The 26119-nt window shown below is 64.9% G+C and carries 24 protein-coding genes; 7 read left to right on the top strand and 17 right to left on the bottom strand.

Annotated features, from left to right (window positions below):
- Window positions 1-20: 20 nt before the first annotated feature.
- The 3 genes from ACFO0B_RS06695 to ACFO0B_RS06685 form a co-directional block, all read right to left on the bottom strand.
- Complete coding sequence (locus ACFO0B_RS06695) at window positions 21-641, bottom strand: antitermination regulator (RefSeq protein WP_378611429.1); 621 nt, start codon at window positions 639-641, stop codon at window positions 21-23.
- 1324 nt (window positions 642-1965) lie between these two features.
- Entirely contained in the window at window positions 1966-2316 is a 351-nt protein-coding gene (locus ACFO0B_RS06690) for a hypothetical protein (RefSeq protein WP_378611428.1), read from the bottom strand.
- Between the two features lie 58 nt (window positions 2317-2374).
- Window positions 2375-2581, bottom strand: a complete 207-nt coding sequence (locus ACFO0B_RS06685; RefSeq protein WP_378611427.1) for a DUF6011 domain-containing protein — start codon at window positions 2579-2581, stop codon at window positions 2375-2377.
- Window positions 2582-2979: 398 nt separating this feature from the next.
- On the opposite strand from ACFO0B_RS06685, the gene ACFO0B_RS06680 reads away from it, so the two are divergent.
- Together ACFO0B_RS06680 and ACFO0B_RS06675 are read left to right on the top strand one after the other, a co-directional pair.
- Window positions 2980-4233 carry a hypothetical protein gene (locus ACFO0B_RS06680; RefSeq protein WP_378611426.1) on the top strand — a complete coding sequence of 418 codons (1254 nt, stop codon included), beginning with the start codon at window positions 2980-2982 and terminating at the stop codon, window positions 4231-4233.
- Between the two features lie 47 nt (window positions 4234-4280).
- Window positions 4281-4490, top strand: coding sequence for a hypothetical protein (locus tag ACFO0B_RS06675; RefSeq protein WP_378611425.1), 210 nt, complete (start codon window positions 4281-4283; stop codon window positions 4488-4490).
- Window positions 4491-5078: 588 nt separating this feature from the next.
- On the opposite strand, the gene ACFO0B_RS06670 is transcribed toward ACFO0B_RS06675, so the two are convergent.
- The 5 genes from ACFO0B_RS06670 to ACFO0B_RS06650 form a co-directional block, all read right to left on the bottom strand.
- The gene (locus ACFO0B_RS06670; protein ID WP_378611424.1) at window positions 5079-6398 is read right to left on the bottom strand and encodes a DGQHR domain-containing protein; all 1320 of its coding nucleotides are present in this window, start codon (window positions 6396-6398) and stop codon (window positions 5079-5081) included.
- Window positions 6399-7309: 911 nt separating this feature from the next.
- Window positions 7310-8134 (bottom strand): phosphoadenosine phosphosulfate reductase domain-containing protein, encoded by an 825-nt coding sequence (locus ACFO0B_RS06665; RefSeq protein ID WP_378611423.1) that lies wholly within the window; start codon window positions 8132-8134, stop codon window positions 7310-7312.
- Window positions 8131-11682 (bottom strand): hypothetical protein, encoded by a 3552-nt coding sequence (locus ACFO0B_RS06660; protein ID WP_378611422.1) that lies wholly within the window; start codon window positions 11680-11682, stop codon window positions 8131-8133. Before ACFO0B_RS06660 ends, ACFO0B_RS06665 begins: the two co-directional genes overlap by 4 nt.
- Window positions 11679-12773, bottom strand: a complete 1095-nt coding sequence (locus ACFO0B_RS06655; protein WP_378611421.1) for a DUF4007 family protein — start codon at window positions 12771-12773, stop codon at window positions 11679-11681. The genes ACFO0B_RS06660 and ACFO0B_RS06655 overlap by 4 nt, the downstream gene beginning before the upstream one ends.
- 14 nt (window positions 12774-12787) lie before the next feature.
- Window positions 12788-14020, bottom strand: coding sequence for a cysteine desulfurase family protein (locus tag ACFO0B_RS06650; protein WP_378611420.1), 1233 nt, complete (start codon window positions 14018-14020; stop codon window positions 12788-12790).
- Window positions 14021-15121: 1101 nt separating this feature from the next.
- On the opposite strand from ACFO0B_RS06650, the gene ACFO0B_RS06645 reads away from it, so the two are divergent.
- On the top strand, window positions 15122-16438 hold the full coding sequence (locus ACFO0B_RS06645; RefSeq protein WP_378611419.1) for an NYN domain-containing protein: 1317 nt from the start codon (window positions 15122-15124) through the stop codon (window positions 16436-16438).
- A 225-nt stretch (window positions 16439-16663) separates the two neighbouring features.
- Here ACFO0B_RS06645 and ACFO0B_RS06640 read toward each other — a convergent pair whose 3' ends face one another.
- The 4 genes from ACFO0B_RS06640 to ACFO0B_RS06625 form a co-directional block, all read right to left on the bottom strand.
- A complete protein-coding gene (locus ACFO0B_RS06640) occupies window positions 16664-16933 on the bottom strand; it encodes a DUF4254 domain-containing protein (protein WP_378611418.1) in 270 nt (89 codons plus the stop codon).
- Window positions 16934-17121: 188 nt separating this feature from the next.
- Window positions 17122-17595, bottom strand: a complete 474-nt coding sequence (locus tag ACFO0B_RS06635) for a hypothetical protein (RefSeq protein ID WP_378611417.1) — start codon at window positions 17593-17595, stop codon at window positions 17122-17124.
- Entirely contained in the window at window positions 17592-17750 is a 159-nt protein-coding gene (locus ACFO0B_RS06630; RefSeq protein WP_378611416.1) for a hypothetical protein, read from the bottom strand. Before ACFO0B_RS06630 ends, ACFO0B_RS06635 begins: the two co-directional genes overlap by 4 nt.
- The gene (locus ACFO0B_RS06625) at window positions 17747-17959 is read right to left on the bottom strand and encodes a hypothetical protein (protein ID WP_378611415.1); all 213 of its coding nucleotides are present in this window, start codon (window positions 17957-17959) and stop codon (window positions 17747-17749) included. Before ACFO0B_RS06625 ends, ACFO0B_RS06630 begins: the two co-directional genes overlap by 4 nt.
- Before the next feature lie 239 nt (window positions 17960-18198).
- Here ACFO0B_RS06625 and ACFO0B_RS06620 point away from each other — a divergent pair, with 239 nt between their 5' ends.
- The 3 genes from ACFO0B_RS06620 (at window position 18199) to alaS (ending at window position 22358) form a co-directional block, all read left to right on the top strand.
- Complete coding sequence (locus ACFO0B_RS06620) at window positions 18199-19062, top strand: helix-turn-helix domain-containing protein (RefSeq protein ID WP_378611414.1); 864 nt, start codon at window positions 18199-18201, stop codon at window positions 19060-19062.
- 2 nt (window positions 19063-19064) lie between these two features.
- Window positions 19065-19430, top strand: coding sequence for a DUF397 domain-containing protein (locus ACFO0B_RS06615; RefSeq protein ID WP_378611609.1), 366 nt, complete (start codon window positions 19065-19067; stop codon window positions 19428-19430).
- Between the two features lie 246 nt (window positions 19431-19676).
- Window positions 19677-22358 (top strand): alanine--tRNA ligase, encoded by a 2682-nt coding sequence (gene alaS, locus ACFO0B_RS06610; RefSeq protein WP_378611413.1) that lies wholly within the window; start codon window positions 19677-19679, stop codon window positions 22356-22358.
- A 17-nt stretch (window positions 22359-22375) separates the two neighbouring features.
- On the opposite strand, the gene ACFO0B_RS06605 is transcribed toward alaS, so the two are convergent.
- The 5 genes from ACFO0B_RS06605 to ACFO0B_RS06585 are packed head-to-tail and all read right to left on the bottom strand — an operon-like array spanning window position 22376 to window position 25859.
- The gene (locus ACFO0B_RS06605) at window positions 22376-23038 is read right to left on the bottom strand and encodes an HAD family hydrolase (RefSeq protein ID WP_378611412.1); all 663 of its coding nucleotides are present in this window, start codon (window positions 23036-23038) and stop codon (window positions 22376-22378) included.
- The gene (gene pyrE / locus ACFO0B_RS06600) at window positions 23025-23582 is read right to left on the bottom strand and encodes an orotate phosphoribosyltransferase (protein WP_378611411.1); all 558 of its coding nucleotides are present in this window, start codon (window positions 23580-23582) and stop codon (window positions 23025-23027) included. Before pyrE ends, ACFO0B_RS06605 begins: the two co-directional genes overlap by 14 nt.
- Window positions 23579-24142, bottom strand: a complete 564-nt coding sequence (locus tag ACFO0B_RS06595) for an SLOG cluster 4 domain-containing protein (RefSeq protein WP_378611410.1) — start codon at window positions 24140-24142, stop codon at window positions 23579-23581. Before ACFO0B_RS06595 ends, pyrE begins: the two co-directional genes overlap by 4 nt.
- Window positions 24142-25008, bottom strand: a complete 867-nt coding sequence (locus ACFO0B_RS06590; protein WP_378611409.1) for a nucleotidyltransferase domain-containing protein — start codon at window positions 25006-25008, stop codon at window positions 24142-24144. Before ACFO0B_RS06590 ends, ACFO0B_RS06595 begins: the two co-directional genes overlap by 1 nt.
- Window positions 25005-25859, bottom strand: coding sequence for an aspartyl/asparaginyl beta-hydroxylase domain-containing protein (locus ACFO0B_RS06585; protein ID WP_378611408.1), 855 nt, complete (start codon window positions 25857-25859; stop codon window positions 25005-25007). The genes ACFO0B_RS06590 and ACFO0B_RS06585 overlap by 4 nt, the downstream gene beginning before the upstream one ends.
- Here ACFO0B_RS06585 and ACFO0B_RS06580 point away from each other — a divergent pair.
- Window positions 25858-26109, top strand: coding sequence for a hypothetical protein (locus tag ACFO0B_RS06580; protein ID WP_378611407.1), 252 nt, complete (start codon window positions 25858-25860; stop codon window positions 26107-26109). The genes ACFO0B_RS06585 and ACFO0B_RS06580 overlap by 2 nt on opposite strands.
- Window positions 26110-26119: the final 10 nt, after the last annotated feature.

Here is a 26119-nt window from a genome sequence, read left to right as displayed (position 1 = left end):
GGGCGCGGCACAGAGGCGGCTCAGCCGCGGTCGATACGGCGGTGCGCGGTGAGCAGTACGTCGTCGACCCGGGTGCGCGTCGGCGCCGGTACCGCGATGCCGATGGCGGTAGTGCAGAGCAGGTCCGCGAATTCGACCAGGTGCAAACCGGTTTCGGCGGCACGCCAGCGTAAGATCTCCCGTGCTTTGGCCGCGGGGATGCCGTAGACCAGCCGCAGCATCCCCACCGCTTGCTCGACGACCGCGCCGGTCGTTGTGAACCGGGACAACTCGTCATCGAGCACCGCCTTCTGTTCGGCCTCCAGCGCCGGAGTCAGGTCGATCCAGAAGCCGTCGAATCCCGCCACTCGCCCGGGAGCGGCGGTCACCGGTGCCGCGACAACCAGCAGCGTGCGCTCGCGGCCGTCCTCGCCGTTCCCGCGCAGCCGCAGACAGAATCCCTGCCCCTGCCCCAGCGCCGCCCTCAGGGCTGCATGATCGTCGGGATGCAGGTCTCGCAGCAGCATCGACCACAAGTCATCGGTCTGGATCGAGGTACCGCTGCCAGGGGTTTGCGTGAAGCAACCGAATTGCAGTACCAGCGGCGGTCCGGTGTTGCTCGGCGCCCGGTGGGCGGCGTCGATGTCCCCGGTGATCTCCATGCCTCCTCCATCGTGTCGTCCAGGGTGTTTCCACTCGATGGAAACCGGCGATGACCAGCCTTTTGTTTCTCGATTCCTCCGTGACGATAATCGCCGCCCTCACTGGTTTAGGACGCCGCGCGAGGCCGACGTCACTGACCTCCCCGCGTTCCAGGGCGAGGGCTTGTTCCGGGCGATCGGGCGGACCCGGACGTATGGCGGGAGTCAAACCCGCGAGGCCGAGCGTGAGATCCCCTACTGGGTGAGCCGCCGGCCGGGCCGTGGCATCGCCGAGTTCCTGCACCGCCGATGGGAGACCTGGACGGAGCGCAGATCAGGAAAGCTCTCGTCGAGGTGAATCCGCAGCGGGGCTCTCAGGTTCGCCGCACTCGGTGGTCGACCACTCATTGGCACGACTACGAACGATGACTCCAACATCAGCGGGCGACTGGGCGGGTCTGTGGGCTGTCCGGAGAAGGCGGTCTTCCGTGTGCAGGGCCACCATTCGAGTGGCGTCTGCAGCTCAACTGTTCTCTGCCGCTCCGGCGGCCCTCGCCGACCCCGGTCGTGGAGGCGTCGCGATCCCCCGATCGAAGTCGATCAGCTTCGGGGCATTGCCCCGGTCGAGTATCACTCGGTGGAGCCGGTCCATCAACTGCTGCGGCAGCAGGTAGTGGGCCACCGGCGAAAGCCAAGCCCTCCAGGAAACCGGGGAATGCCAGACGGTAGTTGTCGCAGGTTCGTGCCCTCGGCGGGGCGTGTCGAACATGGGAACGCGGACGACCTGCGGTTTTCGCGTGGTCAGCTACGAATCGAAGCTGACTACGGGCTGTAGACAGGCCGAGCCGGGTCACCGGTGCTTGAAATGGTGCGTGGCGCGTGGGGGCGGGGGCCCGAGTCCCCTTAGCTCCATCGAAATCGCAGGTCAGGACCGGTGACTAGGACCTGCGAGTCCGGTCTACCTCGGCGATCCCGCGCCCGCGACGCCGGGCTGACCACCTCCCTCGATCCCGACGCCTGTACCGCTAGGGTCACCGGCTCGGTGCTCGGCGACCTCTACCACGGCAGTCTCGATGTCGACCCCGCCTGGCACCGCCAGGTTGCCGACCACCGCGACTGCAGGCTGGTCGTCCTCACTGGCTCCTGCGTCCCGACGAGGAGGCGGTGTTGGAAATGCTCGCCAGCTGCCGGGCCCGCTGGGTCCGCACCATCCGTGCGCACCGCAGGACGCCACCGCGCCTGAACCCGCCCGGTACCGCGGAATTTCCGGCGCATCAAGATCGAAGTTCCTCCGGGTAAGGCCGAACCCGCCCCGACCGGAAATCCTGCGGGCCGAGCGGGAGTGCTACCGGCTGTAGCCGCGGTCGTGCGAGCAGCCACGGTGCCTGGTCAGTGCGCTATACGTCGGGCTCGTGATGGTCGGGTAGTCGAGGTCGTGCAGCGCGTCGGCGATGCGGGCCTCGTCGGGCCGCGCGCTCCTGGCGGTCGCGCTCGCGCGCGGCGGCGAGATGGACTCTAACCGCCGAGCCGGGCGCAGCGCCCGACTCTGGTCGGGATCGAGCAGGGCGCTCGCGCGGTCGTTGTCGAGCCGCTCGTGTTCCTCGCCCAGCTCGTGCAGGCGGTCGGGGTCGGGCGCGTACTCAAGTTTCTTGATCTTCTCGGCGAGTTCGCGGTAGCGCTGTTCGAGGTCGTCCATCGGTTCCGCCTCAAGTCGGTCGGTGTGTGCACCGGACCCCCCACCACGCCGGGTGCGGTCAGGCGGCGGTGTCGAACAGCGTTAACTCGACGGGCTCGCTCGGGTCGAACAGGGTCAGCGCGGCTGCCGCGTGCTGCTCGGCGCGCTCGTGCACCGCGCACGTCGGGCCTATCCCCTCGGCGACGGAGCCAGCAGAGAGCAGCCAGCCACCGCACCGGCGGCAGTGCACCACCAGCTTCACCACGGGACCCTCGTTGACGCTCACGGCGGCCCTCCTCCTGCTGTCCGGGTGCTGCCGAGTGCAGTGTCGCACGCGGCACCGACACCACACAGCGAAGATCCTGCAGGCTTCTTCCCCAGGATGCCTCTGCACACCGGAAGTGTCCGAGAGTGTCCGAGGGCGTCCGAGAGCTGTCCGGAGGCGTCCGAGGCTGCTGACTACAGCCACGGCAGGGGCTGGAATCGAAGTTGAGAGGTTCGATTCCATGGTCGGAGGCACGATGTGGCGTGAGATTGGCAAGACCGTCCGTCAGGCGATGAAGAGCTGGGGTGCCACTGTGCGGATGTGCGTGTGCGTGGGGGTGCTCACGGCTGCAGCCGTCGCTGTGATCCTGGTCGGGGCGCTGTGATACGCCTATATGTCACGGTTAGGGGCAGGGGCGAATGAGCACCGAAGAGCAGCAGGCGATTGAGCAGTTTGCGGCGGAACTCAGCGAGTTCCGCCGCGACTGTGGCGCGCCATCGTTTCGGCGCCTCTCGGTCTTGGCCAAGGAAGCCGGCCATTCACGGCTGGCTCCCAGTACCGCCTGCGACGCTACCCGGGGTAAACGGCTGCCCGCGATCGAAGTCGTCATCCACTTCGTTACAGCGTGCCGTCGGGCGGCGGAGGAGGTAGGGATCTCCCTCGATGATGATCCTCGCCTGCGGCCGACGTGGTGGCAGGCGCGGTGGACGGCTACGTGCAGGGCACGCCATCGAGCCAAGATCCGTCCTGTCGCATCCGGCTCGGCGATGCCGAGCGGTCCCGCAACAGCACCGAACCCGTCCGAGGGCGGACCCAGCGCCTCCGATCCGGTGGCGCCTCGTGGTCCTGCATCGAAATCGCCGATGCAACCGCAGACCCTTCGGTCCTGGACGCCGGAGTTGATGTGGCTTCCCAACGTGGAGCGGTCCAGGTACCTGATCATTGCCGATGCCGGTGGGATGCAAGTGCCCGCACTGGCCAGCGGAACCCGTGTAGCCGCCGGGCCCGAGGTACCCGGCCTACCTGGTGTAGTTCATGACGTCGACGAGCTGTGCGAGAGCTTGAGCCGCTGCGCGCCGTGGCTAACCGTGGAGATTCTTGCGAATCCTCTTCTCGCTCAGGCGGCTGCAGTCCTCGAAGCCGCCGCGCGCGAGGTCGACGATGTCCTGATCGTGCACGTCCTCGGACACGGCTATCTCGATGACGAGATGGCCCTGTACCTCGTGGTGCAGGACACCGACATGCAGCGGTTCCCGCGTAGCGCCCTGCCCTTGACACAGACAATCAGCCGTCTCCGTAACCTATCTCGGGCGAAGGCCATCGTGGTTGTGATCGACACCTGCTTCGCCGGGGCGGCGATCCCTCAATCCCTGGCTGCAGACTCCGGCGACCTCTTCATCCTGGCCGCCAGCAGCGCCGACGGACTCGCCTACGACCGCCCGTTCTCTTTGACGGGGTGGTTCGCCGCGGTGCTGCGGGCGGGTATCCACGAGTTCCCCTATCCCATGCTGCCCTTAGGGCTCGTCGCCGATGAAACCGCGCGGGCCGTCGCGCGCCAACCTAGTCACCCACGCGAGCAGAAGGTCACCGTCTTCAACCAGGGTGACGCGGACAAACTCGCGCTCGGCATCAACTCGCGGACCCCGCGTGGTGATGTGGTAGCCGCGCGGTGATCACCTACTCTGCAACCTGGTCGAGGACCAATCCGAGGGAGTACTCAATGGTCGGCAACCAATACTCTGTGGACGACGAGCCGATCGGTAGCGGTGGTGACCAGCCGCAGATCGACGGTCCCACACCCACCACCGCGCAGGACTACGTGCGCGATTCCCAGCCCAAGCGGGGAACCGGAGAGGAAACTCCGGTGCCTCTCGGCGACGGGGTGATCGAAGAGGATGATGGTTGGACCGCCGCCGGCCCGAGCCGATAGCCGTCGCATCCCGAATTCGTTGTCCAACAACGCAACTGAGAGAAGACGAGGCCGTAGCACCCGCGCTACGACTGCTCGGCGTGCGCCGCTGCGAGTCCCCGGTCAGTTGGCAGTTGGTGCTCAGCCTGTCTCTTGCGCTCGCACCAGGCCGCGGGTTCGCCGGGCGAACAGGTCATTCGCCAACTCCCCTCTCCACGCCCGAGTGCGGCTTCGAGCTCGGCGATCCGGGCCCAGACGAGGCATCACGTCGTGGACGCGATTCGGTGGTGTGGCTCAGAGCCGTAAACCGTAAGTTGAGCCTGGAAGTCCGCCTCCGTCGTGCGCGGAGGCGGACTTGGGCGAGACTACACGAGCACTGCTGACATTGACCGGACATCGCAAGTCTTTTAACGCGACATGATCAGCCCTAGTCTCTGTCCTTGGTTCTAAAAGCTGGACTCAGATCGTAGGAACTCTCAACCTCACTCGCGCTGGTTGGACGCGCAACAGAAGTGACCGTGCGCTAACGGGTCTACCGCCGAAGCTGAGTCTCGTACAGCGGGGTTGCCCCTAGCGCGTTTCGCCCGCTTGTGCGGACCCCGGAGTCCTTCATTGGCTTGAGTCTGTGGCCACAGAGATTCGTTCCGTCAGCTCCTCTGTTGTCACGGGGTATCGGTCATTCTTCAGATTGCGGTACAGGCGAATCGCTCGTTCTATCTGCGATTTATTGCTCGGAGCCAGGTGGGCAAGAAGCAACTGGAAGAGCGCCTCGTTATTGTCTTTCGCCGAGATCATTTTGCCAGCCCGAGAACCCGCTGGCCCATCGGACGTGACCTGCCACACCACTGAGAACGGAGCGGATGTCAGCTTCCAGTCCAATTCACTGAGGCGCCGAAGGAGCTCGGGCCACCCAAGGAGCTGCTGCTCCATTATGTGGCGAATCGCCTTCACGACTTGGATCTGAATCGCAGGGCGCATGAACGGGTGGCCTTCGCCATCTCTGCCCTTCGGTGCACGAAGGTCTTTCGGTGACGCGTGGGATTCGTATCGAGCTCTAATGTTCCCGCACGCCACCAAGAGTTCGTCGATTCGCTGAGCGAGGATGTCATAACTTTCATCGAGAATCTCATCCGTCGCTCGTTGGGAGCCTTTATTCATGCTCTCGTCGAGGTCGAATCCCAGGTCTGTAATCAGGTCGTACAACACTCCGATTGTTGTCAGTGCAGTTCCAGTGACGCCTATGGACCGTGTTGCCAGCTTGAGTTCGCCGTCGGTTCCGACCTTGCTGAATACTTGCACTACACCGTTGCGTTTGAGGAACTGGTGATCGTCAAGGAGGCGACGAGTCAAAATTGCGAAGCCATCGTCCTCATCGAGGGCAATGTTCTCTTGAGCGGTCGTTTTCACTGCATTGCGGTTGATGTTGGTGAACAGGCGACGGGTCCGTCGGCGCCCCTCTTCATTATCGAAATGCGGGACCACTATGACGCTGATGTCTTCGTGCCCGATATTTGGGTCTTTCTTGACGGCGTCCTTAATGGCTTTCAGGCGGTGCTGGCCGTCGAGGGCGAAGAATTGGTGGGTGCCATCGAAAGTCAACACGCCGAAGTTCTTGTCCATCCCAGAAAGGATTTCAAGACTTTCGGAAGTCTTCTCCATCTCAACGCGCAAGTATTCGGGAGCGCCACCCCAAGCTGCAACGATGATTGCGCCCAGGAACCTGTTCTCATTGGTCAGCAGGTAGTCGGTGATTTCTGCGGTGCGAACGCCCACGCCCCGTTGGATCATCGTTCCCAAATCTTGATTGCCGCCTAGCTCATGGGCGAAGTTTATTTCGCGAGCTACGGCCGCGTAGCTCATCAGGCATGAGTAGTAAGTCCAGTTTCCGACCTTCGCTTCGAAGGCTGGCACAAATGTCTTGGAAGGCATGTATGCTTCTTTCTGGCGCGTCTAGGTTTTTAGGATGTCCAAGCAGCTCGCGGAGCACCAAGTCGTGCCCGAATCTTTGGTCGATCAGAGTCGTTGAGTGGCGGATTCCAGAGTCGAATCAGCCGTTTCTCGAGTCCTCTGATCTGAGTCCGGTCGGTTACAGTGCTGCACCAGAACTCCATTGGCCGCAGGGGTAGATACCGGCTCAGTCTTTGTTCGCGAGTCTTCGGCTCGGTGTCAGCCCAAAGGCTTTCTGGGCTGGCCTGAAGGTATCGGGTGTACTCTTTATAGCGGCGGCGGATTGTATTTCCATCATCGCTTCGCGACGCTCCTGCTTGGCCGACATATAAGAGTTGAGGGAAGCTGCCGTGAGAAGGGCGGCTGTCGACCGAGAACTGGAATTCCGGTCTCCAGACGAACAGGTACAGTCCGGGCAGGTCCGGGAGGCTCGGTTGTAGTGCCTCGGTCGCCTGGTACACCTCCCAGGGCGACGCGAAGTCTCGCAGGTCCTGATCCAGTTGCCGACAGCTCTCCACATCCAGCATGCGAAGCAAGCCGACTTCGATGGGAAGAGCTGGGCTGTCTTCCTCGCGGTGCCTGCGCACAAGTCGACTCAGCGGGTCCCTTCTCACGGGCACGCTGGAAAAGGACATCGAGACAACCCCCCTGGCTCTGGTGCGCAAGTGCAACCAGTGTGCCAGAGGGGCCCGACAAATCCTGTCTCCTCGCGCGAAAGAGCCTCGCGCCCAGCGTGCTCGTCGTCGACGGTTCAGCGACCGTAGCGGCTACGCATCGGGGCGACCCCTTGGCGATCGTCTGGGATCCGGCTGTCCCTGGAGCTGCGTAACCGGCAACGACAACGGCTTGCGGCTGCTGGCGTGAGGTCACTCTGCGGGGTCAGCCCGACTCTTTCAGAGGTGGCAAACGGCGCACCCAGCTTGGTCGTCGTCCTCGTCCAGGGCGTCGGACAGCACCTCGAGCAGAGGGCGGTTCGGCTTGATCCTGCGTGCGGCGCGATCCATGGCGGCCTGATGGCGTTGCTCGATCTCGGTGCGGCGGGCGAGGAGTTCGTTCAGCGATTCTCCCTGGGACCAGGTGTAGTCGCGGCCCTGCATCGCGGTTGCCTGGTATCGAACCTTGTCTTCGTACTCGATGGCCTTTTGGAAGAGGTCTGGGTGCCGGTCGGCGAGTCCGACCCACTCGTGTTTGCGCTGGAAGAAGCAGAAATAGCATCCGGATCGTGTGCGCCACTCGTAGTAGGCAGGGAGCCCGATGCCGGCCTCGTCGAGGATGCGGTCGACGCCGGGGCGGTCGATACCGTCTTCACGGAACGGGAACACGGCGGTGATGTTTGGTTTGGTGCTGATGTAGCCGAGGCGGTTCTCGTCGGCGCGGATGGCCACGTAGGACACAGCCGGGTCCTCGCCGATCCACTCCTCCAGTGGTTTGATCTTCAAGTTCTTGGTGCACCATCGCATACTTGGGCTGGGCAAGGTGCCTTGGTACACCTCCATCCAGTGGTCGAAGTCGCGGGAGGCATTTAGCCGGGCGATGGGCTTTCCCAGTACCCCTTCGAGCCTGCTGAGGTACTCGTAGGTCTCCGGCAGCTCCGCGCCGGTGTCGCAGAAGAAGTACTCCATCTCGGGCAGTCGGTCACGCAGGTAGACAGCGAGTGCCGCGGAGTCCTTTCCTCCAGAGATCCCGAGAACGTGGCGGGTCGTGCGTTCGTCGGTCATTGGGCTCCCGTCGTGTCGAGCTGTCCGGTTGTGAAGTCGGCGGCCAGCAGTTCTTCGGTGAGGGCGGCCAGCAAGATCCGCCCTCCGTCGGGCCCGAGCTCGGTCGTGGCCCTCGCTAGCACCTCGCGCGCCAGCGTCGCGGCGTCCGCACGCGCCGCAGCAGACGTTCGAACAAGTGTACGAGACTCGGTGCCTTCGGGGGTTGTTACTGTGACCAGTTGCGCCTTGTACCCGTCGTCGATGCCTCGCTCGGCATCGTTCTCGTACAGGTGGCTGACGCGGTCGAGGGCGAGCGCGAGCTGCTTGGTGAGCCGGCTGAATGCCTGAGCGTCGTTGTCGGTCCACTCGCTCAGCGGTACCCCGTTGATGCGGACGATGAGTGGGTCCAGCCAGTCGTCGTCCGAGAGTGTTTCGTTGGCGGCGATCGTGATCAGGCCGCGCAGCTGCGGCTCCAAGGACGCGTTGCCGAACCCGCGGGCCCGATCGCGCAGCTCCTGCCGTAGGGCTGGGAGCCCCGACGGTAACCTGAATGCTTCTGCTATCGCGCTGACGGCGGAGTCGCGTAGGACCGAGCTGGCCGATGTGATTTCATCGAGCGCGGCGGCGAGCTTTTCCACATAGGCGCGGGCCGACTTTTCATCGCGACCTGCGCGTGCACCGATCTCCGGCTGATTCAATGCCCTCGGCAAGGTGGCGAAGATGAGATCAACTGGGTCTGCGGAGGTTGTGAGCGCTGTGCGCACTGCTTGTGCGTCGGTGCTGATCAGCCGTGTGCGGCGGGCGTAAGGGGTGAGGCTTCGGACTCTGTTCAGTAGGGCCTGGGTGATCGTGAGCACCATGGGGTTGCGGGTCTGCCGAGCGGGCTTCGGCGTGCTGGCGCCGAGGACGTCGGACAGCAAGTCGAGTACGAGCTTGCGCTGTCCTTTGCTCGTGGGGGCGGTCTTGACGGTGAAGCGTCCGGGCGATTTGAGCATGCGCTCCATGGCGTCGGCCGTGAGGCGGGTCCTGTAGTTGCCTTCTTCGAACAGTGCCACGTCTTCGGACCGCAACAGCAAGGCGGCGATGACGAGAACGGGCACTACCCCAGCCTTGACGCCGTATGGTGCGGCGTTGAGGGATTGAGAGATCGTTTCGAGGGACGTTTGCTTGGTGGCGTTCGAGAGGGCGTCGCTGAGCGTTGTCCAGGCGGGGTGTACGGGGTTGGTGCTGTCGGGTTCGGTGTATCCGTAGGGGACGAGTCCGCGGCTGTGATGCTGGGTTCCGTCGGAGATGAGGGCGTGTAGTCCCATGTATTCGAGTACGCCGCTGTACATTGCTCGTTCGGGTCCGAACCCTTCGATTCCGAGGTATTGCTCATGGGGATGGTCGATCATGGCGGTGAGTAGTTCGCGGCGGGCTTTGGCTGCCTGACTGGTCAGGGTGTGGCGCCCCAGCATCTCGTTGCGCACGTGCGGCGTCAGTGGGTAGACGTGCTCGCACGCGGCGGAGACGATGCCCGAAAGACTGCGCGCCTGCAGCAGTTCGTCGCCCTCGGCTTGGCGCAGTAACCACTGCGCGTCGGTCTCGATGGGGGAGAAGGCTTGCGCCAGGATCGTCGCGACCTCGGCCGTAGCCTGGCTGATTCGTTCGCCGACTTCTCGGCGGGCGACCGCGTCGAGGGAGGCGTCCTCGCGCAGGGTCTCCAGACAGAACAGGTGGCGGCCGGCGTCGAGGACTGCCCGAGCGTGCTTGGTGATGCCGGCTACTACCGGCAGGGAGGTCTGCACTTGTGGCAGGTCGTCATGGTCGCCGAGGTGGAACACCATCAGCCCGTCGGCTGAACCGCCGGGCGCCGGGCCGACCACCGAGCCTGTCGTGTGCTCGCTGATGGTGGTGACGAAGTGCCGGAGCATGCCTGTGCGTTGGCTGTGGCGGCCAGCCACGATCGCTTCCGGCAGGTGCCTCCTGAGTACCCCCACCACCGCGTGGTCGTCGCACCGGTCCCAGATTTCATCAATGCGGGACTGCAGGTCGACGTCTGTTCCTTGCCACACCCGGTATTCATCGCTGAACTCGCGGTAGACCAGGAATCCGCGTTCCTGTAGATCCTTCAGTGTGCTGTGCAGTGCCTCTGTGGCGCCGTCGTTGTCGCCGGAGGCGGGGTCGGTCAACGCGAACAGCACCATGTGAGCGCTGGCGCGCAGTGCTCCGGAGGAGTCGATCAGGTTGAGCAGCCCGACGGTCTTCAGGATGCGGAGTTCGGTGTCCGAGAGACCGTGGGCCTCGCTGATCCTGCTGTCGATCTCGATCCAGCGGCTCGCGTTCGCGGATACCAGGATTGTGGTGCGTCCCGATGCGAGGAAGTAGTCGTACAGCTGCGGAAGCTGAATTGTGGACGCGTGGGTTGCGTTGCGGCGCGAGCTGGTCGCGAGGAAGCGAGCCACGCTGTTGGGTTCGTCGCCGCTGAGGAAACCGCTGACACTGCGGTCGTTCTGTCCGACTTGGGAGGCGAGCAGAGGTGCTGCGGCAGCGGTGAGCGGATGCAGCGGGTACAGATCAGCGAACAGGGTTTCGTCGGGGGTGATGACCCCATCGAGCCCGTGCTCGGACCAGGCGGCCGCCGAGGCTGTCTGGTGCGCAGCGAGCAGTTTGCGTCCGGCCGTGGAGACAGCTGAATGGTCGAGGCTGCGACGGAGCAGTTGAAGAGCGTCGCCGATGTGGGTGGTGAAGGTGATGTCCTCGAACCGGCCTTGCACCTTGGCCCACTCGCGCTTCTGTAGCGTGGCAGATCGCGAGGCATAGTCGAGGAACGAAAGATGCTGCAGGGTGATCAGGAAGAGCGGTAAACCTTTCTTCCCTGCCCCTTTCTCGGCGAGTTCCTGCAACAGGAACAGATCGTCGAGGCTGTGATCGGCATCGGTGGTGGCGAGATACTCGAGGGTTTTGCCGAACTCATCGATGATCAGCAGGACCGGGCTGTGGCGGCACAGGGCAGCGGTGGCGGCCAGCAATTCGGTGGGGCCACTGCCTGCCTTGGTGAGTGCACTGAGAGCGGCACTCACATCCTTGGGCGGCTTCGCTTCAGGCCACCGCAGATTCACAGCATGCGCCAGGGCGCGCCGGAGAGTCTGCGTCAATGGTTCACGGCGAGCCGTCGCAACAGTGATCAGAAAACCATCGGGCGAGGCATGCTCGCGAGCAGCCGTGAGCCTCGCCGTCAGAGTGGGATTGTATTCAGCGACGGTGTCGTCTGCGTGGCGTCGCCGCGGGCTGTCGGTATCCAGCAGAGTGGACATCAACAGGGCAAGCGTCGACTTGCCGGTACCGTAGGGGCCGGTCAGCGACCATGCCCTGGTTCGGGCGGGATCCTCGAGGGCGCCGACGAGGCGGTCGAGCGCGTCCTGTATCCGCGCGCCGATGTACAGCGGTGGCAAGAGGTCGTCGCTGTAGACGTCTCGCTCCAGGTTGGTCGACCGCAGTTTCGATCCCACCACGGTGACGCCGGACGGAGCACTCGGCAGCCGCTTAATCTGCCTGCGAGCCTTGGGCTCCGCGGTCGTGGGAGTCACAGTGCCTCCTCGAGGGTCGGGATGTCCCCGGTTCCGCTCGACTGGCGGGGAGCACCGGCCGAGTTCAACTGCGGGTATTTGATGTTCCACTCGTCCTCGGTCGGACAGGCTCGGTCGCGGACACCCCCGTAGTAGCCGTCGAGCACGTCCCACGCCAGCTTGCGAGGCTGGTCGTGGAACACCAGTGCCCGCTGGCCGACCGCCTCGGTGAGAGAGAGCCCGGGATTCTGTTCGCAGACCGATTCCAGGCTTTGCACAAGCTCTGGTTCCCGGATGCGGAAGGCTCTGCCGGGACCGCCCGGCTCGTTGGCCAGCCGCGCCACGGCGATCGACCCTGCCGAGGAATCGGTCATCTCGGCCGCATAGTCGAGACACGCGTAGGCGACCACCGCAGGCGGCAGCGACGTGCGTGTAGTGCTGGTGAAGCGCCACGTCCGCGGAGCTTTGTGCCCGGGATCCACTGATTCCAGCAGACCTAGTTCCCTGAACGGACAGTCCAGAATGTCCTCGAAGCTACCCGGGGCTTCCACCTGCTTCTTCGCCGCCGCTGACGCCCGTCGCGGTGCGTACATCTTGGTCATGCAGTCGACGTCCTTCTCCACCGAAGCACGCGCTACCCCGTCCCAGCCTGCAAGACGGACGTGACGCTCGATGAGTTCGGTCAGCTCGGGCTCGGTGAATCGCGCCGAGGGAAGCAGATGGAACGCGATCCACCACGCCGGTGTCGCGCATTCCGGCGAGAGCAACCACCAGTGCAGAAGCCACAAACTCGCCGGGTCTTCCAGGTAGGGGTCTGCTCCGTTCTCATCGAGCAGCCACCTCGCACGCCATGTCGGTGCGGCAGCGAAAGCTCTCGAGTTACCGCCCTTGGGGTATTCCGTTGTCAGTTTGAAGGCCGTTGACCAATAGCGGATGGCGTTGACCATGTTCTTACCAACACCGAGAGTGACTGTCGCATCATCGCGCAGGAACACCTCGGTGTTCTCCGAAACTTGGAGGTACGCCTTATGCAGCCACCCGAAACGGGGGGCGAAGGTTTCGTGCCGAGCGAAAGCCGACCGAGCTGCCAGCGCCAGGGGTGTTGTAGCCATCGAGTGAGGGGCCTCTATCGGTCTGTACTGGTATTGGACATGGGCAAGATTGATCGGGACTCATTCACGCGCGAACTCATTTTCACGACGGGCCGTAACGCGTTTCGCACGTGCGCGACGGCCGCGGGCACCGCCTGGATGACGTGATCCACATCGGCCTCAGTCGTTGCGTAGCCAAGGGAGAAGCGGATGGTCGACTCGGCTTCGGTCCTGCTCAAGCCCATGGCCGTGAGAACGTGACTCGGACCGAGAGCGCCCGAATGACACGCGCTTCCGTCCGAAGCAGCCACGGTGGGCATAGCGGCAAGAACCGCATCGGCAGGCGTATCTGCGAAGGTCATGCTCGTCACGCCGGGAAGGCGAGGTCGCGTCGAGCCGTTGACGCTGCTGCCCGGTACCGCGGCGAGCAGAGACTTTTCCAGACGGTCGCGGAGCTGCCGCGAATGCTCGGCCTCCAATGAGCACCGTGCCTTGGCCTCGAGCGCGGCCGCACCCATTCCGACGATGCCTGCGACGTTGGCCGTGCCAGCTCGCCAACCGCGCTCGTGACCCCCGCCGTGGAGCAGCGGTCGCGGTGCAAGTCGCAAGGAACGCCTGACGAACAGCGCACCGACGCCTTGCGGACCGCCGAACTTGTGCGCCGAGAGCGACAGCAGATCAACGTCGAGCTCGCCGAGATCAATGGGCAACTTCCCCACCAGCTGTGTGGCGTCGGTGTGCACGACGGCTCCCGCAGCATGTGCAAGTTCGACGATGGCCGACAGGTCAGAGAGGACACCGGTCTCGTTGTTGGCTGCCATGATCGAAACCACGTCGACATCACCGGTCGCGAGGGCGGCGGCCGCCGCGACCGTGTCGACGGCACCATCTCGGCTCACCGGGGCAACGACGACGTTGCCCGGGGCACAGGCGTGGGCGGTCTCCAGAATGGCGGGGTGTTCGCTGGCGCCGACCACGATGCGGCGTCCTCGGTAGGTGGCGTGGAGAGCGAGGTTGTTGGCCTCCGTAGCGCCTGCGGTGAAGATCAGCTCGCCGGCTGAGCACCCCAGCAAGTCAGCGACTCGGCGACGGGCTGTAGCAACGTGATTGGCAGCTTCCACGCCGTAAGCGTGTTGACTAGAGGCATTGCCGACCGTCTCCAGCACCTGAACCATCGCTGCCAGTGCTTCCGCGCGTAACGGAGCGGTAGCGTTGTAGTCCAGGTACGTCACGCCCAGGGGTCTGTCGACAGTGAGGTACGGGTCCACCTTGCTCCTTCGACGTTGGCTCCAAACCATACCCCGTCACTCCTGGCGGCTTCCACTCAACGCGCCACGAGGTCACCCAGGAGTCGAGGCGGCCGTAAGCCCGAAGCGGCGAGAACCCGCCGCGCGGATCGGACAGAGCGAGGAGTTCGCAGACACAGAAGACACCTGATGCGTCCCTCTGAAACCCGACTGCTCGGCCCCGCTCGGTCTTGATCTAAAGTCGACCGCTCAATTTTCTCGCTTTGCGAGATAACAGGATCTCCATATCGACGCATGTGAACGCGGCAATCCAGCCACCGTCGTTCTCGTCTATAAGAGCAAGCTCGTAGGCGCGTCCGCATGAGCGGCACTGAGCTCGGTATGAGGTTCGTGGCTCACGCGCGGTGACGTACTGGTCCAGGTGGCATGGCATCGGTGCGGAGACGCTGCGATCGGGGCGGTTGTGAGTCCATCGGTGAATTTCCTGGCCAGGTGCGATAACGCCGACTTCGAACTCATCCTGTGGACCGATGGTGAACGGCATGCTCTGTGTTCTCGCCCATTCGACTGTTATGAGCATGCACTTCTCGCGATCTTCGCTGCGGACTCGGCTTTCGATGCGTGGTCTGGGTGGGAGTTTCGAAATAGTTCATCGAGCTGCCCGAAAAATCGACAGCAAGCAGTCGCTCTCAAAAGTTCGAGGGTGACAATCAGAGATTTGGTATGCGCATTGAAGTTCACTTGTTCACCCTTCTTTGTCGGATATTCGGAATCTTATATGAGCCTCATCGAGGCAAGTGGGAAGGTTGTAGTGCGTGTTCTTGGATCGGGTGGAAGGCGTGAGCTTCGCTGGGGTGGGCTTTATGTGTGAGAGTAAAAGAGCCCCGACTGCGATTCCGGTGAGCGGTACTAGCTTCGGGCGACACTAAAGCTGGACTGGTGATCTATTGCAGGTGGCTGTGCGTCGGCTGGAGGTCGGCGCAAGGGCGCCCCGGTCCCCAGGAGGGCGTTCGCGTCATAGAGATCGAGGCTCCGCGGGTGTCATAGTGGGTGAAAGGCTGGCAAGGGGGCGGGAGCGCTGAGATAGTGGTGCTCGCGGACCCGCGAGGGGAAGGGGCGTACGTGGGGGAGAGTTCGCTGCGGTTGGCCGTGCTGATCGATGCCGACAACGCATCGCCGGTGATAGCTGAGCCATTATTGGCCGAGATCGCGAAGTACGGCACCGCGCACGTCAAGCGGGCCTACGGTGACTGGACCAGTACCAACCTCAGCGGCTGGAAGTCGCACCTGCTGAGGTTGTCGATCCAACCGGTGCAGCAGTTCGGCTGGACCACCGGCCGAAATGCCACCGATGCCGCCCTGATCATCGACGCGATGGACCTGCTGTACTCGGGCCGGTTCGACGGCTTCTGTCTGGTGAGCAGCGACTCGGACTTCACCCGGTTGGCCGCCAGACTCCGGGAGTCCGGGCTGACCGTATTCGGGATGGGCGAACGGAAGACGCCGCGCGCGTTCGTAGCCGCTTGCGATAGGTTCGTCTACGTCGAAAATCTCACGCCGACATCAGAATCCGCGCATTCTGCCTCGAAACATCGTACTGCAACGACAGCGGGCTCCGGCCTAGCCGGGCTGATAAAAGTAGCGGTCGAAGCATCGTCAGACGAGGACGGCTGGTCGCATCTGGGGGCGGTCGGCAACTACTTGTCGAAGAAACAGCCCGACTTCGACACCCGGACCTACGGCTATACCAAGCTCAAGGTATTGGTAGAGTCACTCGGAGCCTTCGAAATCAGCCTGCGCCGCCCCAGCCCCGGAAAGCCAACTGTCGCCTACGTCCGCTGCCGCGACCACACCGATTTTACCGGTCTGAAGGTTACCGGCGAACACGCTGAGCCAGCTTCCGGGCATGTGCTCGTGGTGCACGCTGCTGGGCAGCCGATTCAGGTGCGTATTCCTCATGACCAACATTATCGGGAATCGGTGTTGCGTTGTATCTACGCCGCTTGGCGTGGCGGAGAGGCATCCACGATCAGTGCTCTCGAAGCGGTGATCGACCGAGCCGCTCCCGACATGGAAAAGTCAACACGCAACATCTTGGTCAACAGCCTCATCTACGACGATTCCCCCGCATTACGGATACTCGACCCCCATGTAGCGCCGCGTGCGGAGCGGCGCATTGGCTTGTTCGCCGGGACACCAGAAGAGCAATGGATCCAACGTGGCCATGTTGCGTGGCTGGCTTTCATCCTCTACCGCTTGCCTCTCGCAAGCGGGTTCACCCCCCAACTTCTCGACACACTCTTTGACAATCCCGAGCAGGGCCGATCCCTGCTCGCCGAAGCGCAGACTGCTGTTGCAACCCGCAAGCATCCTGCGGAGGCTGGCGCCTCTGAGGAAGAACGGCCGAAAGGGCCAGCTGACGGCTCCTGCCTTGTCTGACCAAATCGTGAACGACGAAGCAGGTGATGATCGCGACTGTGTGAGGGCGTTCCTCAGCGGGGAGCGCTCTGCGTCGATCCCGCGAGTGCAGAAGTGGCGGTCTGTTCCCGCTGACGGAGCAGCAGCGCCAGATCAGCTACCGCGTCCGGCACCGGGCTATCGACAAGCAGCGGGAAGCCGCGGCAGGCGGCAAGCGGTCGGGCTTGTCCGGCAGCACGGTGCGCATCAGAGGTCTTCTCTGAGTGCGGGCAGCCGTGCCGCGCGCTGGGCCAGCGCGTCGGCGAGCGCGGTGTAGTCATCGACCAGCTCGGCCAGCCGGTGCCAGGCCACGTGCACCTGCGGAGCTGCCACGTCATCCACGGTCATCAACAGGTGGTAGGCGCAGACCTGGGTACGAGCGAGGCGGTCGATGACCGCGCCGAGGGTTTCGGCGCGCAATTTCGCGTCGGGGCGCGGCGGTGGCAGGTGCGCCGAAGCCCAGAGGTCGACGGCCATCCTTAGTTCCCGGCTACGGCGCCAGCCTTCGAGGGTGTGCGGTTGTGCTGGTTGGTAGAGATCGCCGAACTCACCGGCGAGCTGGGCCACCGGATGTGTGACGATGTGGTGCCCGCGGATCGCCGAGCACAACTCCTCTGCCGAGGGCAGCAGCTGCGGGGGCGTAGGTGGTGGTGGGAAGGACATGGTTACCTGCTCGCTGATCGGGGGAGCGGGCCCAGGTGCTGGCGTGCGGCGGCGATCACGGTGGTGCGCGCGGGTAGCGACGCGACGTCGATCGGTGGAGAGAGCCAGCGCCAGCCGATCGGATGGTCGGTCATCGGTAGCCAGATCCGCTGACCGGCCACCAGGACCCGCAGCCCCTGCGTGGCGAGCGTGTTCATCGTGGCCGGTGTCATTGTGCGGCCCCAGGCCGGGCCGACCAGGAACACCCAGCTTCGGTCCGGTCCTCGATGGGTCAGGATCGGCGTCGATTTGCACCGGTGCTGGCTCACCAGCTGATCGCGGACCCGGGCACCTACTGTCGGGGGCATCGCCACCGCTCCCAGGCTGGGGGCCGCGATCAGAGACACCCGGTCGGACATGCACGAGACCGTGGTGAACCCGATCCGCCGATAGATCCCGGCGACTTCGCTGGTGGTGTGGCAGCGCTCGAACATCACGACACCGCCAGCCGCGCATCCGGCACCGGCTCCGCCGCCCCATGCTGAACCCTCGGTTCGGCAGATTCTTCGAAAGCAATCTGGCGACCACGTCCGGTTTCCTCGCCGAAGGCGGTGAGCGTCGCCACCGAACTCCCGGCCTGTTCGGCGTTCACCGCAGCCACCTCGGCCTTGCCGCATGTTCGGCCGGGAGGCCGGACCGCAACCGTTCGCTGGAACTGTCCATCGACACCAGACCGGCCAGCTCCGGAACCGTCAGACCGAGCAGCGCGGCGGAACCGCCTAGCGCGTCCAGTTTTTCGGCCGCTCGTATCGCGGCATGGGCTTGCGCCTCCGACAGTGTGCGGCCGGGGAGGAAGCTCACGACGTACTTGCCGTCTCCAACGTCTCGGGCGCAGTGTCTGCTTCCGTCTTCGGCTGCACGTGGCTTCTGGCTAGTTCGAATCAGCATGTCTCAACCGCCTCTGAGCTGCATAGAGGAGTGCTACCTCAACTTCAATGTCAAGGGCATATTTAAACTTAAAATTGCTTTTGACGCTAGGTTTTCTGTCGATACGATGCGATAGTTTGACCAGAGGCATCAGCGGGAGGCGGAAGGATCGAATGCGCGACGACGAGCGTTCGGATGCGTCGGCTCTGCGGTTCCTCGTCGGCAGCGCGCTCAAAGCCGCACGGTCGACCGCAAGGGTCACCCAGCAAGCTGCCGCGAAGCACATCGGGTTCACCTCGGCCAAGCTGAGCTACATGGAGAGCGGCGAGACCGCTCAGAGCGCCGACCACGTTGCCAAGCTCATGCGGCTCTACGCCGCACCTGCCGAAGACGTCGAATGGGTGGTCTCACTCGCGGTCCGCGCCGACCACGGCGTGTTGTCCACTCGCAACGACGAGGTGTGGCCCGACTGGTTCAAGCTCTACGTGGGGCTGGAGAAGCTGGCGCAGCGTCAGTTCGAGTACGCCAACAGCTTCTTTCCAGGCCAGGTGCAGACCCTCGACTATGCCACCGCCGTGGTGAGCAACAGCCTGCACATTCCGGCCAAGGACGTCGCGCCGACCGCCCGTGCCCGCATCGACCGTCAGCGAGTGACCGACGCCGATGAGCCGCTCCAGATCAGCGCGGTCATCGAGGAGTCGGTGCTCGACCGCCCGTTCGGCAGCCCGGCGGTCATGCTCGGCCAATTCGAGCACGTCCTCGACCTGATGACGCGCTCCAACGTGGACCTGCGAGTCATCCCGACCTCGGCCGGCAATCACGACGGCCTCTCGACCCCGTTCATCCTGCTCAACTTCACCGATGCTCGCGGTATCGCCTACATCGAGTACCACACCGGTGCTCTCTACCTGCAAGAACGTGCCGACGTAGACTTGTATGCACTGACCGCGGACCGGCTCGTCGCCAGAGCGCTGTCGGCGGAGGACACAGCCGCCGCCGTCCGCAGCCGCATCACGAGATTGAGGAATTCGGAGTGACGATGACCGCCAAGAACCGCCTGAACGACTGGACGACAAGCTCTTTCAGCGGCAACAACGGTGGTGCGTGTGTGGAGGTCAAGATCGAAGGCGACGCGGTCCTCGTCCGCGATAGCAAGTTTCGGCGTGACCCAGGTAACCGAGACCGGACACAGCCGCAGATTGGAATTTCGGTCGGCGCGTGGACGGAGCTATGTCAACGCATGATCAGCATGACCTCCTTCACGCTGGGCGAAGCCTTGCGAGTAACCGTGCACAATGACGGTGCGGCGACCTTCGAGAACTGGTCGATCCGACTGAACTTCACCCCTGACGAGATGGACGCGTTCGCCAAGGGCGTCATCGACGGAGAGTTCACGGTGGTGTGACCTACGGGTACACGCCCGAGGCGTATCCTCGTTGGGTGTCTCGGCCGCGAAGCGTCCAGATCGGGACCTTTTCGATCCTATCGTTGAGCAGCGAATGACGCGCGAGCGTGTTCGACGCCTCCTTAGCCTGGTCAGCGCTGTCGACCCGGTAAATCTGTCGAACCTCTCCAGCTTAGGATGGATGCTTGATCCGGCTCGCTCGAACAGGGCGGCTGTGACATCCCTCGACCAGTCTGGAAGGCGTCTATGTACTCGGCCGACATCAGGAGCCGCGCCCTCAGCTTCTTCGAGAAGCGAGGCCACACCGTCGTCCCGTCAGCGTCGCTGATTGCGGACGATCCGACTCTGCTGCTGATCAACGCGGGTATGGCACCGTTCAAGCCGTATTTCCTCGGGGAGGCCCCGGCCCCGTACGAGCGGGCTACCAGCCTGCAGAAGTGCGTGCGGACCGTGGATATCGAAGAGGTCGGCCAGACCAGCCGCCACGGCTCGTTCTTCCAGATGTTCGGCAACTTCTCCTTCGGTGACTACTTCAAAGAGAAGGCGATCCCCTACGCCTGGGAGTTCCTGACCAGCTCGGTCAGCGACGGCGGGCTCGGTCTGCCCGAGGACAAGCTGTGGGTGACCGTCTACCTCGATGACGACGAGGCCGAGGACATCTGGCGGCGCGAGGTCGGGGTGCCCAAGGACCGTATCCAGCGGCTGGGGATGTCGGAGAACTTCTGGTCGATGGGCGTGCCGGGCCCGTGCGGGCCGTGCTCGGAGATCTGCTTTGACCGCGGCCCCGACTTCGGCCAGGAGGGCGGGCCTGTCGCCAACGACGAGCGTTACCTCGAAATCTGGAACCTCGTGTTCATGCAGAACATCCGCGGCGAGGGTCCGGCCAAGGAGGGCTACGAGATCGTCGGGGATCTGCCGTCGAAGAACATCGACACCGGCTTCGGCCTCGAGCGCATGGCCCTGCTGCTCCAGAACGTGCCGACCATCTTCGATATCGACACCACCCGCCGCATCCTCGACCTCGCCGCGGAGCTGAGCGGAGCCAAGTACGGCGCCGGAGTCGCCGAGGACGTGCGCCTGCGCGTGGTCGCTGACCACATCCTGACCAGCGTCATGCTCATCGGTGACGGTGTCACCCCTTCCAACGAAGGACGCGGCTACATCCTGCGCCGCATCCTGCGCCGCGCGGTGCGGATGATGAAGCTGCTCGGCGCGGGCGACCCCGTGGTGCACGAGCTGGTCGCGCGCACCGTCCAGGTAATGAGCCCGATGTACCCCGAGCTGGGTGACGAGCACAAGCGCATCGACCGCATCGCCGTCGCCGAGGAAGCCGCGTTCACCCAAACCCTGCGCTCGGGTACCGCGATCTTCGACATGGCCGCCTCCGAGCTGCGCAAGGCCAACGCCCGGGTCCTGCCCGGCGATAGGGCCTTCCAGCTGCACGACACCTACGGGTTCCCGATCGACCTGACCCTGGAGATGGCGTCCGAGGCGGGACTGACGGTGGACGAGAAGGGCTTCCGGGACCTGATGGCCCAGCAGCGCGCCCGCGCCAAGGCCGACGCCGCTGCCCGCAAGTCCGGCGGCCACGGCGAGTCCGGCGTCTACCGCGAGCTGCTCGCCCAGGGCCCGACCGAGTTCACCGGCTACGGCGAACTCACCTCCGAAGCCACCGTGCGCGGCCTCATCCGCGACGGCAAGCGCGTCCGCTCCGCCTCCGAGGGCGACATCGTCGAACTCGTCCTCGACCGCACCCCCCTCTACGCCGAGGCCGGCGGCCAGGACAGCGACGCCGGGACGATCGTCGCAGATTCGGGTCTCCACCTCGAAGTCCTCGACGTGCAGAAGGTCGCGCGCAAGCTCTGGGTCCACCAGGTCAAGGTCCGCAGCGGCGAGGTGGCCGAGGGCGCGGTCGTGCTGGCTCAGGTCGACCCGGAGTGGCGGCTCGGGGCCCGCCAGGCGCACTCCGGTACCCATATCGTGCACGCCGCCCTGCGTCAGGTTCTCGGCCCCACGGCCCTGCAGAGCGGCTCCTACAACAAGCCCGGCTACCTGCGCCTGGACTTCTCCTGGACCGGCGGGCTCTCCCCGGAGACCCGGACCGAGGTCGAAGAGGTCGCCAACCTCGCCATCCGGCGCGACCTGCCGGTCGCGGTCGAATACATGCCACTGCCCAAGGCCCGCGAACTCGGTGCGCTCGCGCTGTTCGGCGAGACCTACGACGAAGACGTCCGCGTAGTCGAGATCGGCGGCCAATGGTCACGGGAGCTGTGCGGCGGCACCCACGTCGGGCACTCCTCACAGGTCGGCCCGCTGACCGTGATCGGTGAATCCTCGGTCGGGTCCGGGCTGCGGCGCGTGGAAGCCTACGTCGGCATCGACGCCTACCGGTACCTCGCCAAGGAACGCGCGCTCGCGGTCAAGGTGGGCGACATTCTCGGGGTACCGACCCCCGAGATCGGGGACCGGGTCGAGGCCCTGATCAAGCAGCTGCGCGATGCCGAGAAACAGCTCGCCCGCTTCCGCGGCGAGCTGCTGCACAACCTCGCCAGGAATCTCGCCGCACACGCCACTCCGATCGGCGGGGTCTCGGTGGTCGCCGAGCATCTGCCCGAGGCAGCCTCCGCCGACGAGCTGCGCAGCGTGGTCCTCGATGTCCGCAAGCTCCTCACCGCGTCCAACGACGCGGCCGTGGTGGCGCTGACCGCCCTGTCGAACGACAAACCTTTGGTGGTTGCCGCCGTCAATGACGGCGGCCAGCAGCGGGGTCTGAAAGCCGGGGATCTGGTGCGGCTCGCGTCGAAAGCGCTCCGTGGCGGAGGCGGCGGCAAGCCCGACATCGCCCAAGGCGGCGGCACCGACCCGCTCGCTATCGATGAAGCGCTGAAGCTGGTGCGCGAGACGATCGGACAGAAGACCGCCCACTGATCCGGTCGCGACGTGGTTCAGTCGGTCCCGAGGTACTTCAGCAACTCCGGACCGACCTCGTCCGGGCCGGCGAGAACAAGGTCCGCACCGGCCTCGCGCAGCACCGCGGCTCCGGCGAACCCCCATCCCGCGCCGATCGTGAAGACTCCCGCCGCGCGTCCGGCCTCGATATCGGTCGCGGAATCCCCGAGGAAGAACGCCCGCTCAGGAGTAACCCCGAGGTGTGCACAGGCGGCGAGGACTCCGTCCGGCGCGGGCTTGGGAGCGGCGTCCTCGTAGGCCACGACGACCTCGGCCAGCTCCGCCACGGCCGGAGGGACCCAGAACCCGATCCGGCTGCGCGCCTGGGCGGTGACGATCCCGATTCCAGCACCGTGGGCGGCCAGCGCCGACATCGCCGCGACCACGCCATCAAACACGATTACCCCCTCGCCGGTCGCACCCGAGAGCGCCGCGTCGAAATGCCCGTCATACACCGCCCGAGGCTCGGACACCCCCAGCAGGCCCAGCGCCTGCACCGGCGGCATCGCGGCGCACCGCCCCAGCACGGTCTCGTCCAGCGCGGTCGGCGACCACGCGAGCGCCAGCGAGCGCAGTGCCGCCGCTATCGCCGCCCGGCCGTCGATGGTCACACCGTCGAGGTCGAACAGCGCCGCGTAGCGCCGCTCACCCGCGAGCATCTGCGACTCCTGCTCCCCGGGGCAGTTGCATCAGCGTGGCGGGATCCAGCAGCGCACGCAGCTCGACCCCGGTAGCGCGGAGCATGTCGCGACCGCCGAGGTGGCGGTCCAGGACACAGATCGCCCTCGGCACCCGGGCACCGGCACCGTGCAGCGCAGCGACAGCATGTCGGACCTGGCCACCGGTGCGCACGACGTCATCGATCACCACCACCCGGGCACCGGTCGCGACCGGACCCTCGACCTGCCGCCGGAGCCCATGCGGCTTCGGGTCGGCCCGCACAAACGCCGTCGGGACTCCGGTCGCCGCCGACACGGCTACCGCCAGGGCGATGCCACCGAGCGCGACACCGGCGAGCACATCGGTCTCGGCGGGGACCAGCTCCGCGAGAGCCGCGGCGACCTCGGCCAGCAAGACCGGTGAGGCGGCCAGCGCGTACTGGTCGAAGTACTCGTCGAGGATTTCACCGGAGGGGAGGATGAACTCGCCGCGCTGTAGTGCGGTGTCGCGGATCCGGGTGATCAGCTCTGGTGGCGGTGTCATCGAACACTCCGGGCCGTCGAGACGGAGTTCAGGGCTGTCAGCGTGCTGGTGAAGGTGGGGAGATCGGCGATCTCGGTCAGGAACGACAGCGGCCTGGTCGGGGTCTCGAACAGCCAACGCTCCGCCCGCAGGAACGCGGCCAGCCGCAGGGCGGTCGGCCCGCACAGCCACACCGGGACGGGGCGGATGTTGCCCGCATACCACAGCGCGGCGGTCAGTTCGTGCAGGGTGCCGACACCGCCGCCCATCGCGATCACGACGTCGGCACCGTCGAGGAACCGGTGCAGCCGTTCGCCCATCGTCGCCAGGTGCACGCTCGCGCCGACGTACGGATTGAACTCACCCCAGGCCATGCCCGCCAGCGATACCGCGACGACCTCGCCGCCCCGCTCCGCTGCTCCACGAGCGGCCTGCTCCATCAACCCGTTGTAGCCGCCGTGCTGGACTACGAATCCCGCCGAGCCCAGGCCGCAGCCGATGCCATAGGCCAGATGAAGTTCGGTCTCCGAACTCGGGACCACGCCCCCGAAGAAGGTTGCAGTTCTGATGTTTGCGCTCATCACAGCTCCATGTAGCGGCGGTAGGCGTCGATCGCGTCGCGGTGGCTTTCCAGGATCTGCGGGATCGCCTTCTCCGCGACCGCGATCACCCTGTTCAGGCCCTCGGTGACCGATTCCAACGTCGGGCTCGGCGCGGCGGTCACCAGCGCGGTCAGATGGTGCAGACACTCGCGCCCAAGCGGAGTCCGGCCGACCTCCTCGTTGAGCTGGTACCAGCCGTAGTAGGACGAGGAGGGCGCCAGCGCGGTCTTGATCAGGTTCTTGACCGCCGTGTTGAACAGGAACCACTCGGAGTAGGCGATGAAGTTCTGGCCCCGCGTGACCCGCTTGCGGATCAGATAGCCGATGACCAGGGCCTCGATCAGCAGATTCTCGCAATCCGGAGGACGCCGGGCCTCCCGCGTCACGAATCCAGTGGTCTCGGCGTCGACCGTACGAGCCGCGTCGGGATCGCGGCTGAAGATCGGCTGGCACAGCGACTGCTCACGCACCCGCGCGAGGCGGCTCGCTGGCACCGCGTAGAGGTCGAGCTGCTGGAGGTGGTCAACCCACACGAGCAGGAAGACGTATCCGAGCCCGCCCATGTCGCCCACGATGGTGTCCCGCCAGCCGGGCAGGATCCCACCCAGTTCGGTCGCGATCAGCGGATTCAGCGCCGAGACGAACTCGGGGAACCGCGCGTCCTCGACGGCCACCACGAAGTCCACGTCCGAGAGCCGATCCGCGGTGCCCCGCGCTAGCGATCCCCGCACCAGCAGATCGGTCACGGCATCGCTGCGCGTGAACAACTCGGTCGCGGCCTCGAGCAGCGCGAACTGATCAGGGCGATTGGTCTCCAGCAGGTGACGTAATCCGGGATGGTTCACGCGAGCGTCCTCGCGGCGAGTTCACCGAGCATCAGGCGCTTGTTCGTTCGCCATCGTCGGACGCCTTCAGGGTCGTCCAGACGCCTGTAGAGATCCGCGATCAGGTCGTAGACCTGGCCCTCCGGCAAGGCGCGCTCGTAGAACAGCCGCAGCAGGTGTTTCTCGGCAGCGGTGTGGTAGCCCAGCCCGGCGAGGGTGAGGGCCTGCTCGACGCGCCGCGTCAGTTCCTCGGGTCCAGATGTAGGCATCGCATCGCTATCACCGGCATCGAGCCAGGCGTCCTGCACCGCCGCGGCGAGCCGGTCATCGAGGTAGCAGTCCAGCAGCAGGTGGTAGCGGTCCGGGCCGAGAAGATTGCACGCACCGTGCGCGTGCGTCGGCCTCAGCACCCAGATCCGACCAGCGCGGAGCTGGACCCGCGTGCCTGCGGTGACCAGGACCGCCGAGCTGTTGGTCACCAGCGGGACATGGAGCCGCACTCGCGCCGAGCCGTCGAGTTCCTGGTAGTCACGGTGCTCCCACAGAAACGAGTTCGCGCTCAGACGGGCCAGCCGCACCCACATGAACCGAAAACCCAACGAAGACAGAAACTCTCGCGTAGCTGGCATCTGCTCGAGCAGCGAGGTTGCTCGTGGAGAACAATCCTCGATCCGCACGTCGCGAGGGTCACCCGAACGGTTGATCAACGACAACGTCGACCAGCCCCCCGACTGGAATTCCCCGTACTCGGCCACCCACGCCGCACGATCATCCGGCACCGTCAGCGCCTCGTGCCGCACCCGCTCCAATGTGGCGGTATCGACTCGCCCCAGACACGCTATCTGCCCCACGAGTCCATCAAGATCAGACATGGATTCAGTAACCAAAGCCGCCCACTACTCCCCGACAGACGATGAGATCCCCTCTCGTGCAGTACAACACAATGCAGAGACGCTGCACGATCCCTTTACCCGAAAAGCCCTGGTAGAAGAGCGGAATTATTTGACTGTGATTCCTTGTGCCGCCGCCCGCCCGGAGCGTGCGACTTCGGATCTCGTGGTCCCAGGCTTCGAGCTTGCCGACAACGCCGTGCGCTCGCTGCGCAACTTTCATCTGCTGTGAACAAGGTGGT

The organism is Nocardia jiangsuensis (assembly GCF_042650385.1).
Taxonomy (GTDB): domain Bacteria; phylum Actinomycetota; class Actinomycetes; order Mycobacteriales; family Mycobacteriaceae; genus Nocardia; species Nocardia jiangsuensis.
The sequence above is the reverse complement of the archived record's forward strand: the minus strand, read 5'-3'. Positions and strand labels throughout refer to the sequence as shown.

What these genes read in the sequence shown, in the direction of transcription:
- ACFO0B_RS06695 (WP_378611429.1), bottom strand. Translation starts at nt 641, where the DNA reads ATGGAGATCACCGGGGACATCGACGCCGCCCACCGGGCGCCGAGCAAC.
- ACFO0B_RS06690 (WP_378611428.1), bottom strand. Translation starts at nt 2,316, where the DNA reads ATGGACGACCTCGAACAGCGCTACCGCGAACTCGCCGAGAAGATCAAG.
- ACFO0B_RS06680 (WP_378611426.1), top strand. Translation starts at nt 2,980, where the DNA reads ATGAGCACCGAAGAGCAGCAGGCGATTGAGCAGTTTGCGGCGGAACTC.
- ACFO0B_RS06675 (WP_378611425.1), top strand. Translation starts at nt 4,281, where the DNA reads ATGGTCGGCAACCAATACTCTGTGGACGACGAGCCGATCGGTAGCGGT.
- ACFO0B_RS06670 (WP_378611424.1), bottom strand. Translation starts at nt 6,398, where the DNA reads ATGCCTTCCAAGACATTTGTGCCAGCCTTCGAAGCGAAGGTCGGAAAC.
- ACFO0B_RS06665 (WP_378611423.1), bottom strand. Translation starts at nt 8,134, where the DNA reads ATGACCGACGAACGCACGACCCGCCACGTTCTCGGGATCTCTGGAGGA.
- ACFO0B_RS06655 (WP_378611421.1), bottom strand. Translation starts at nt 12,773, where the DNA reads ATGGCTACAACACCCCTGGCGCTGGCAGCTCGGTCGGCTTTCGCTCGG.
- ACFO0B_RS06640 (WP_378611418.1), bottom strand. Translation starts at nt 16,933, where the DNA reads ATGGCCGTCGACCTCTGGGCTTCGGCGCACCTGCCACCGCCGCGCCCC.
- ACFO0B_RS06620 (WP_378611414.1), top strand. Translation starts at nt 18,199, where the DNA reads ATGCGCGACGACGAGCGTTCGGATGCGTCGGCTCTGCGGTTCCTCGTC.
- ACFO0B_RS06615 (WP_378611609.1), top strand. Translation starts at nt 19,065, where the DNA reads ATGACCGCCAAGAACCGCCTGAACGACTGGACGACAAGCTCTTTCAGC.
- alaS (WP_378611413.1), top strand. Translation starts at nt 19,677, where the DNA reads ATGTACTCGGCCGACATCAGGAGCCGCGCCCTCAGCTTCTTCGAGAAG.
- ACFO0B_RS06605 (WP_378611412.1), bottom strand. Translation starts at nt 23,038, where the DNA reads ATGCTCGCGGGTGAGCGGCGCTACGCGGCGCTGTTCGACCTCGACGGT.
- pyrE (WP_378611411.1), bottom strand. Translation starts at nt 23,582, where the DNA reads ATGACACCGCCACCAGAGCTGATCACCCGGATCCGCGACACCGCACTA.
- ACFO0B_RS06595 (WP_378611410.1), bottom strand. Translation starts at nt 24,142, where the DNA reads ATGAGCGCAAACATCAGAACTGCAACCTTCTTCGGGGGCGTGGTCCCG.
- ACFO0B_RS06580 (WP_378611407.1), top strand. Translation starts at nt 25,858, where the DNA reads ATGGATTCAGTAACCAAAGCCGCCCACTACTCCCCGACAGACGATGAG.
- ACFO0B_RS06585 (WP_378611408.1), bottom strand. Translation starts at nt 25,859, where the DNA reads ATGTCTGATCTTGATGGACTCGTGGGGCAGATAGCGTGTCTGGGGCGA.